8 protein-coding genes are annotated in these 8,962 nt (G+C 59.0%); 6 read left to right on the top strand and 2 right to left on the bottom strand.

Annotated features, from left to right (window positions below; all coding sequences use genetic code 11):
- Positions 1-56: 56 nt before the first annotated feature.
- Complete coding sequence (locus tag B7L09_RS27090; RefSeq protein ID WP_176457781.1) at positions 57-944, bottom strand: DMT family transporter; 888 nt, start codon at positions 942-944, stop codon at positions 57-59.
- A gap of 136 nt (positions 945-1,080) precedes the next feature.
- Between B7L09_RS27090 and B7L09_RS27095 the strand changes: the two genes are divergently transcribed.
- Positions 1,081-2,490, top strand: a complete 1,410-nt coding sequence (locus B7L09_RS27095) for an aminotransferase-like domain-containing protein (protein WP_094471452.1) — start codon at positions 1,081-1,083, stop codon at positions 2,488-2,490.
- Between the two features lie 112 nt (positions 2,491-2,602).
- On the opposite strand, the gene ppsR is transcribed toward B7L09_RS27095, so the two are convergent.
- Positions 2,603-3,421: a posphoenolpyruvate synthetase regulatory kinase/phosphorylase PpsR gene (ppsR, locus tag B7L09_RS27100; protein ID WP_094471446.1), complete on the bottom strand. Its 819-nt coding sequence runs from the start codon at positions 3,419-3,421 to the stop codon at positions 2,603-2,605.
- A 175-nt stretch (positions 3,422-3,596) separates the two neighbouring features.
- On the opposite strand from ppsR, the gene ppsA reads away from it, so the two are divergent.
- From ppsA to B7L09_RS27125, 5 genes are all read left to right on the top strand, one after another.
- Positions 3,597-5,972, top strand: coding sequence for a phosphoenolpyruvate synthase (ppsA, locus tag B7L09_RS27105; RefSeq protein WP_094471447.1), 2,376 nt, complete (start codon positions 3,597-3,599; stop codon positions 5,970-5,972).
- Between the two features lie 96 nt (positions 5,973-6,068).
- Entirely contained in the window at positions 6,069-7,058 is a 990-nt protein-coding gene (locus tag B7L09_RS27110) for an alpha/beta fold hydrolase (protein WP_094471448.1), read from the top strand.
- A 121-nt stretch (positions 7,059-7,179) separates the two neighbouring features.
- A complete protein-coding gene (gene rraA, locus B7L09_RS27115; protein ID WP_094471449.1) occupies positions 7,180-7,671 on the top strand; it encodes a ribonuclease E activity regulator RraA in 492 nt (163 codons plus the stop codon).
- 24 nt (positions 7,672-7,695) lie between these two features.
- Positions 7,696-8,691, top strand: a complete 996-nt coding sequence (cmaX, locus tag B7L09_RS27120; protein ID WP_094471450.1) for a divalent cation transporter CmaX — start codon at positions 7,696-7,698, stop codon at positions 8,689-8,691.
- 57 nt (positions 8,692-8,748) lie between these two features.
- The coding region (locus B7L09_RS27125) for a CrfX protein (RefSeq protein WP_176457780.1) at positions 8,749-8,962 on the top strand (214 nt) is incomplete at its 3' end.

An 8,962-nucleotide genomic window follows, 5' to 3' on the forward strand; every position in this document is an offset into this window, starting at 1 on the left:
TGATCGCATGTACATAAACCTGGGGGAGCCACGGTTTGGCTCCTACAGGAAGGTGCTCAGCCCTTGAGCCATTTTTCGACGGGTAATTTGGTGACAGCAAACCCGGTCAGCAGCACCGCCGAATACCCCATCAACTCCCGGCTCAGACTTTGCCCTTCGTACCACGCGCCAATCACCACCGCGAACACCGGAAAAATAATGAACACAAACGACAGAATGATCGGGCTCAAGCGTTTTAGCAGCATGAAATAGACGATAAAACCGCCCACCGACGCCACCAGCCCCAGGTAGAACAGTGCACTCCAGGAACGCGTGGTGATGTCATCGAACACTGGCGCTTCAACGCTCAGCCCCGCCACAAACAGCATTAAACCCGCGAGGCCGATGGGCAGTGTGTTGTAAGTAATCACGCTGATCGCACTGCCTTGCTTCTTGGTGATCACGTAACACAGCGCATGCATGACCGCCGCCGCCAGAATCGCCAGCACCCCGAAGAATTCGGCCTGGTCCAGGTGCAGCCCCTGGCTGCGGATAATCATGAACAGACTGCCAAAACCGATGGCGATGCCCATCACTTGCGAGGGGTAGATTTTCTCCCGCAGAAACACGGCGGAAAACAGCAGGATGAACACCGGCATGCAGCTGAACAGCAGCGCGGTCAGGCCAGACGACACGTGCATCTCGCCGTAGTTGAGCAAGTAATACGGCAGGCTGAAATACGACAGCGTGACGAACACAAAAAACCAGCGGCTTTGCCGGGGAAACAGCAGCGGCTCGCGACGCAGCAGGGCGAAACTCAAAAACAGCGGAAAGGCGATCAGAAAACGTAGCCCGGCGGCGGTCAGCGGCGGCACACTTTTGACGGCAATCTTGATGCCCAGCCACGTCGTGCCCCAACTCAGGCAAACGATCAGGAACAGTACGCTGGTGACCAGTCCGGCCAGCCAGGGTTTTCGGATGCTGGAAGAGGCGCTGAGGGCCGTGAACATGATCGTGCTCCTTCGTCGTCGAAATTGACCCGGTTACCAAATGGGTCTATTCCTGATTGAACCGGTTTTAAGCACGCTATTCGGGATGGAAATGACTGTCAAAACAAGTATTGCAACGGTGTCAATTCTACGCGAAGGCCTGGCTCTGGGGCGCGGCGTGAAGTACAAACGCCTGGCCGAGGCCCTCGAAAAGAGCATCGGCGAAGGCTTGATCGAGCCCGGCAGCAAATTGCCGCCCCATCGTTTGTTGGCAGACAGCGTGGGCGTGACCATCGGCACTATCAGCCGTGCGTATGGCGAACTGGAGCGGGTAGGGTTGGTCGTGGCTCGTGTAGGAGATGGCACCTATGTGCGTCAGCGCGGGATGGAGCGGCCGCGGGATTCCGGCTTTCGCAATGTCAGCGACGAGCCACAGCCTTACTTCGATATGAGTCGGAATCAGCCGATTCCGGGGCAGGAAGGCGCTTTTCTCAGTCAAAGCCTGCAGACCCTCGCGAGCGATCCGCACACCTTGCAGATGATCAGCGGTTACACGGCCGATGCCGGATTACCCCGCCATCGTGCGGCAGGTGCCCATTGGCTTCGGCATCAGGCGTTCGTACCGAGCGCCGAGCAGGTCATTTGCGTCAATGGCGGCCAGCACGGCTTGCTCTGCGTGTTGATGGCGTTGCTCAAGCCCGGCGACACGCTGGTCACCGAGCAGTTGACTTACCCCGGGCTGATCAGCGTCGCCCGCATGCTCGGCATAAAGCTGATCGGCGTCGGGATGGATGACGAGGGATTGCTGCCCGACGCGTTGTCGGAGATTTGCCAACATCATCGGGTATCTGCGGTGTATTGCACGCCGACCATCCAGAATCCTACCGCGGCGGTGATGTCTGTCCCACGACGTGAGGCGATTGCCGAGGTCTGTCGCCAACATAATCTGCTGATCATCGAGGACGAAGCCCACGCCGTGCTGGCGCAGCAGCGTCCGTTGCCCTTGAGTCACTTTGCCCCGGAGCGTTCGGTGTTGATCGGCAGCTTGAGCAAAGCGGTTTCGGCGGGTTTGCGTGCGGGTTATCTGCACGCGCCGCAACCGTTGATCGGACGGCTGAGCGCAGCGGTGCGCGGGACGTGCTGGATGGCGAATCCGCTGTCGATGGAGCTGGCGACGGCGTGGATCGAAAACGGTATCGCCGAGCAGTTGCTGAGGCAGCAGATTGCTGAAATCAGTCGCCGCAAGCGTTTGGTCAGCCCAATGTTAGAAGAGGTCGGATACAAGACTCATCCCCACAGCCCACACTTCTGGATCGAAGTGCCCGAGCCGTGGCGGGCGTCGNANATTGAGGCGGAGCTCAAGCAGAATAATTACCTGATCGCCACCGCCGAGGCGTTTGCCGTGGGGCANGGGGCGGTGCCGCAGTTCATCAGGGCGAGTGTGTGTAATTCGGCGGGGGATGATCGGTTGTTGCTGGAAGGGTTTGAAGCGTTGGTGGGGGCGTTGAGGGAGACCGCGTGATCGTTCTTCGCGAGCAAGCCCGCTCCCACATATGACCGTGTTCCTCTGTCACGACTCGGTCGAATGTGGGAGCGGGCTTGCTCGCGAAGACGGTGTAACTATCGCGCAATAACTACTTGAAACGCCGCTCAACCCCTTTCTCCACAAGAATCTTCGCCGATATCTCTTCCACCGAGAAATGCGTGGAATTGATGTGCGCAATATTCTCGCGACGGAACAGATTTTCCACTTCGCGCACTTCGAACTCGCACTGGGCATAGCTGGAGTAGCGGCTGTTGGGCTTGCGCTCATTGCGGATGGCGGTGAGGCGGTCCGGGTCGATGGTCAGGCCGAACAGCTTGTGCTGGTGCGCGCGCAGGGCGGCCGGCAGCGTCAGGTGCTCCATGTCGTCTTCGGTCAGCGGATAGTTGGCCGCGCGGATGCCGAACTGCATGGCCATGTACAGGCACGTCGGGGTCTTGCCGCAGCGGGATACGCCCACCAGGATCAGGTCGGCCTTGTCATAGTAGTGAGTACGGGCGCCGTCNTCGTTGTCGAGGGCGAAGTTCACCGCCTCGATCCGCTCCATGTAATTGGAGTTGGTGCCGATGGAGTGGGATTTGCCGACGGTGTAGGAAGAATGCTCGGTCAGTTCTTGCTCCAGCGGCGCCAGGAACGTGGAGAAGATGTCGATCATGAAACCATTGGAAGTCGCGAGGATCTCACGAATATCCTGATTGACGATGGTGTCGAAAATGATCGGGCGACAACCGTCTTTTTCGGCCGCCAGATTGATTTGTTGTACCATGGCCCGCGCTTTATCCACGCTGTCGATATAGGGCCGCGTGAATTTGGCGAAGGTAATGTTTTCGAACTGCGCGAGCAGGCTCTGACCCAATGTTTCGGCTGTAATGCCGGTGCCGTCGGAGATAAAGAAAGCAGATCGTTTCATTTGAGCCCTGGGCCTTAAGCTGATGGCGAATCTTGGATATGATAGGCGCGATTTGCCGTCCCGCAGTGGGCCGCATTCTCACTTATTTTCCAGGTCCAGGCCACANAGCCGGCANNNGCTCCTCCGAGCAGCCGGCGTCCTGAGCTTTTCCAACACAGAAAGTGGAGAGATCACCTTGGTAGAGTACGTAGTTTCCCTCGATAAGCTCGGCGTCCATGATGTAGAGCATGTGGGGGGCAAGAACGCATCCCTCGGCGAGATGATCAGTAACCTTGCAGGTGCCGGTGTATCGGTGCCCGGTGGCTTCGCCACGACAGCTCAGGCTTATCGTGATTTTCTGGAACTGAGCGGCCTGAACGATCAGATCCACGCCGCGCTGGACGCCCTGGACGTCGATGACGTCAACGCCCTGGCCAAGACCGGCGCCCAGATCCGTAAATGGATCATGGACGCCGAGTTCCCCGAGAAGCTCAACGAAGAAATCCGCACCGCGTTCGCCANTTTGTCAGCCGGCAACCCTGACATGGCCGTGGCCGTGCGCTCTTCCGCTACCGCCGAAGACCTGCCGGACGCTTCCTTTGCCGGTCAGCAGGAAACTTTCCTGAACATCCGTGGTGTCGAAAACGTCATTCGCGCCGCCAAAGAGGTGTTCGCGTCCCTATTCAATGACCGCGCGATTTCCTACCGCGTCCACCAGGGCTTCGACCACAAGCTGGTGGCCTTGTCTGCCGGTGTGCAGCGCATGGTACGTTCGGAAACCGGCACCGCCGGCGTGATGTTCACACTGGACACCGAATCCGGTTTCCGTGACGTGGTGTTTATCACCGGTGCCTACGGCCTGGGCGAAACCGTCGTACAAGGCGCGGTCAACCCGGACGAATTCTACGTCCACAAACACACCCTTGAGGCAGGCCGTCCGGCCATCCTGCGCCGTAACCTGGGCAGCAAAGCCATCAAGATGATCTACGGCGACGAGGCCAAGGCCGGTCGCTCGGTGAAAACCGTTGATGTCGACAAGGCTGAACGCGCGCGTTTCTGCCTGACCGACGCCGAAGTCAGCGAATTGGCCAAGCAAGCAATGATCATCGAAAAGCACTACAAGTGCCCGATGGACATCGAGTGGGCCAAAGACGGTGACGACGGCAAGTTGTACATCGTGCAGGCTCGCCCTGAAACCGTGAAGAGCCGTACCTCGGCTAACGTCATGGAGCGTTACCTGCTCAAAGAAACCGGCACCGTGCTGGTAGAAGGTCGCGCCATCGGCCAGCGCATTGGCGCCGGTAAAGTGCGGATCATCAAGGACGTGTCCGAAATGGACAAAGTCCAGCCAGGCGACGTTCTGGTTTCCGACATGACCGACCCGGACTGGGAGCCGGTGATGAAGCGCGCCAGCGCCATCGTCACCAACCGCGGCGGGCGTACCTGTCACGCGGCGATCATCGCCCGTGAGCTGGGGATCCCTGCTGTGGTGGGTTGCGGCAACGCCACCCAACTGTTGAAAGATGGCCAAGGTGTGACGGTGTCCTGCGCCGAAGGCGACACCGGCTTCATCTTTGAAGGCGAACTGGGCTTCGACATCAAGCAAAACTCCATCGACGCCATGCCAGACCTGCCGTTCAAGATCATGATGAACGTCGGTAACCCGGACCGTGCCTTCGATTTCGCGCAGCTGCCAAACGCCGGTGTGGGCCTGGCCCGCCTGGAGTTCATCATCAACCGCATGATCGGCGTGCACCCCAAGGCCTTGCTGAACTACGACGGTCTGCCGNTGGAGATCAAGGAAAGCGTCGACAAGCGCATCGCCGGCTACAACGACCCGGTAGGTTTCTACGTCGAGAAGCTGGTGGAAGGCATCAGCACCCTGGCGGCGGCCTTCTACCCGAAAAAGGTCATCGTGCGCCTGTCGGACTTCAAGTCCAACGAATACGCCAACCTGATCGGCGGCAAGCTCTATGAGCCGGAAGAAGAAAACCCGATGCTGGGTTTCCGCGGCGCCTCGCGTTACATCAGCGAAGCTTTCCGTGACTGCTTCGAGCTGGAGTGCCGTGCGCTCAAACGCGTGCGCAACGAGATGGGCCTGACCAACGTCGAGATCATGGTGCCGTTCGTCCGTACCCTCGGCGAAGCCAGCCAGGTCATCGACCTGTTGGCGGAGAACGGTCTGAAGCGTGGCGAAAATGGTCTGCGCATCATCATGATGTGCGAACTGCCGTCCAACGCGATCCTGGCCGAAGAGTTCCTGGAGTTCTTCGACGGTTTCTCCATCGGCTCCAACGACCTGACCCAGCTGACCCTGGGCCTGGACCGCGATTCGGGGATCATCGCTCACTTGTTCGACGAGCGTAACCCGGCGGTCAAGAAGCTGCTGGCCAACGCCATCCAGGCGTGTAACAAGGCCGGCAAGTACATCGGGATCTGCGGCCAAGGCCCTTCCGACCACCCGGACCTGGCCAAATGGCTGATGGAGCAGGGCATCGAAAGCGTCTCGCTGAACCCCGATTCCGTGCTGGAAACCTGGTTCTTCCTGGCTGAAGGTCAGGCTGCAGTTTGATGNTGTGAGNGGCTCGCTCCCACAAGGGGCGGTCTTTTTAGAGATTCAAGCAGGGCGGGCTCCTCTGGAAGCCGCCCTTTTTTGTGCAAGAGCATTATGCAAAGCAGTAGCAACCTGTTTCCCGTCGCCCTGATCAGCGCTGAACGTCGCGGCGATCTGAGCGAAGATGTCTATCGTTTGAAACCTGGCAACAGCCCTGACGGCACCGTCGAACTGGCTGTAACGCGCCTTGGCATGGCTGATGAACCGTCCGTGCGTGGCGTGCCGGTGATTTTGTTGCACGGCAGTTTTTCCAATCGCCGGTTCTGGTTCTCGCCCAAAGGGCTCGGGCTGGGCGCCTACCTGGCGCGTCTGGGGTTCGATGTCTGGATTCCCGAAATGCGCGGTCACGGTCTGTCCCAGCGTAATCAGAACTACCGCAAGAACCGTGTTGCCGACTACGCCCGTTACGATCTGCCGGCGATTGGCGCGTTCGTGCGTGAGCAGAGCGGCCAGGTTCCTCACTGGATCGGTCACTCGCTGGGCGGCATCACACTGGCGGCGGCACTGGGTGGGCAATACATCGGCGAGCCTGTTGTCGCGTCTGCGGCGTTCTTCGGTACGCAAGTCAGTCGCACCTACTGGCCATTGAAAATTCCACCGGTGGAGTGGAGCGGGCGCTTCATTCTCAAGCGTTTTGCCCAACTGTCCGGTTCACGGCTCAAGCGCGGCCCGGAGGACGAGCCGATTGGCCTGGCCCTGGAAAGCATGCGCTGGTATGGCCTGTTCGGGCGCTTTGGCGATGCGGACAAGGACTGGTGGGCGGGATTGGCTGAGGTTCAACTGCCGGTGCTGGCCGTGAGCGCCGCCGGCGATCACCAGGACCCGACCTGGGCTTGTCGCAAGTTGTTCGATCAGGTGGGTTGCGAACACAAGCAATTCATCAACCTTGGCCGCGAGCAGGGCTTTGGCGATAATTTCGGTCACGTTGAAATGCTCGTCAGCAAAGCCGCGCAAGCCGAAGTCTGGCCGTTGGTGGCGCGCTGGCTGGTCGATCAGCAAACGCCTTTACTGGGAGAAAAGCCGAATTTGGCCACGGCAGTCTGAGCCTGATGCTCTAACAAGGGCATTTCGCTCTGTTCGGCTTGAGGCTAAGATATGACGCATTGAGCTGTTCCGGTCACTTTGCGACACACTCGATTGTCTTCCTCTTTACAGGAGTTTCTCGATGAACCATTACCTTACGCCTGACCTGTGCGACGCCTACCCGGACCTGGTGCAGGTGGTTGAGCCGATGTTCAGCAATTTCGGTGGCCGAGACTCCTTTGGTGGCGAAATCGTCACCATCAAATGCTTCGAAGACAACTCGTTGGTCAAGGAGCAGGCCGACCAGCCGGGTGCCGGCAAAGTGCTGGTAGTCGACGGTGGTGGTTCCCTGCGCCGCGCGTTGCTGGGTGACATGATCGCCGAGAAAGCCGCAAAAAACGGCTGGGAAGGGCTGGTGATCTACGGTTGCATCCGTGATGTCGATGTCATCGCCCAGACTGACCTGGGTGTGCAGGCCTTGGCGAGCCACCCGATGAAGACCGACAAGCGCGGTATTGGCGATCTCAACGTGGCGGTGACCTTTGCGGGCGTGACCTTCCATCCAGGCGAATACATCTATGCGGACAATAATGGTGTGATCGTCTCGCCAAGCCCGCTGAAAATGCCTGAATAAACTGCTGTAGCCATAGGGGTGAGGATGTTCGAGGAAGAAAACGCGCAGTGGGGGCTGGTGCATGCCCTGGTACTGGACGGTAAAGGCGGTGCGCGTTCGATTACCCGGACTGAACTCGATGACTTGCAGCTACAGGCCCATGAAAGCCTGTGGCTGCACTGGGATCGCAGTCACCCGCAAACCCAGACCTGGCTGCGCAAATCAAGCGGTCTGAGTGAATTCAGCTGTGACTTGCTGCTTGAAGAGAACACCCGTCCGCGCCTTCTGCCGCTGCCGGACTCCGAATTGCTGCTGTTTCTGCGAGGGGTCAACCTCAACCCGGGGGCCGAGCCGGAAGACATGGTCTCGGTGCGTATCTTCGCTGCGGCCAGTCGCGTGATTTCCTTGCGCTTGCGCCCGCTGCGCGCCACTGATGAGTTGCTGGTGCAACTGGCGGAGGGCAAAGGCCCAAAAACCTCGTCTGAACTCATCCTTTATATGGCTCAGTACCTCACCCATAAGGTGCAGGATCTGGTCAGTTGCCTCTCGGAAGTGGTCGATGAGGAAGAAGAAAAGCTGGATGCCGACGAACGGTATACCCCCGAGCACGGCGCCATTTTGCAGATCCGTCGCCGNGCNGCAGCACTGAAACGNTTCCTNGCGCCGCAGCGGGATATTTTNGGCCAGCTGACGCGGATAAAATTGCCGTGGTTCTGTAACGATGATGCTGACTATTGGAACGAATTGAACAACAGCCTGACCCGTTACCTGGAAGAGCTCGAATTGACTCGGGAGCGCGTGGGGCTTGTGCTTGAGACCGAAGACCGGCGCTTGAGCGTGCGCATGAATCGCACCATGTATCGCTTTGGGATCATCACGGGAATCTTCCTGCCGATGAGTTTTCTGACCGGTTTGCTGGGTATAAACGTGGGCGGAATACCCTTCTCNGNNAGCCCGTANGGCTTCCTGATTGCCTGCCTGATGATGGTCTCGGTGGCGCTCGGGCAGTGGTGGTTATTTCGACGTTTGCGCTGGGTGTGACGATGAGCCATGTGACCCGGGCAAATTTGACCGCGTCTTTCACAGACATCACGAGAGGTGCGTATGCACGATCCGTTTGAACAGTCTTTGCGCGACATGCTGAACGCTTCGCCGTCCACCCGTGACGACGATGCGTGCCTTGGGCGTGTCCTGAAAACCGCCAACCGCCAGGTCGGCGCCGGCGATCTGTTCAGCCTGCTGGGCCGCTGGTTGCCCGCGCTGATGATTGCTCTCAATAACGGCTCGGCCCATGTCTCGCCGGTNTCCCGTC

This window comes from Pseudomonas mandelii (assembly GCF_002251635.1).
Taxonomy (GTDB): domain Bacteria; phylum Pseudomonadota; class Gammaproteobacteria; order Pseudomonadales; family Pseudomonadaceae; genus Aquipseudomonas; species Aquipseudomonas mandelii_B.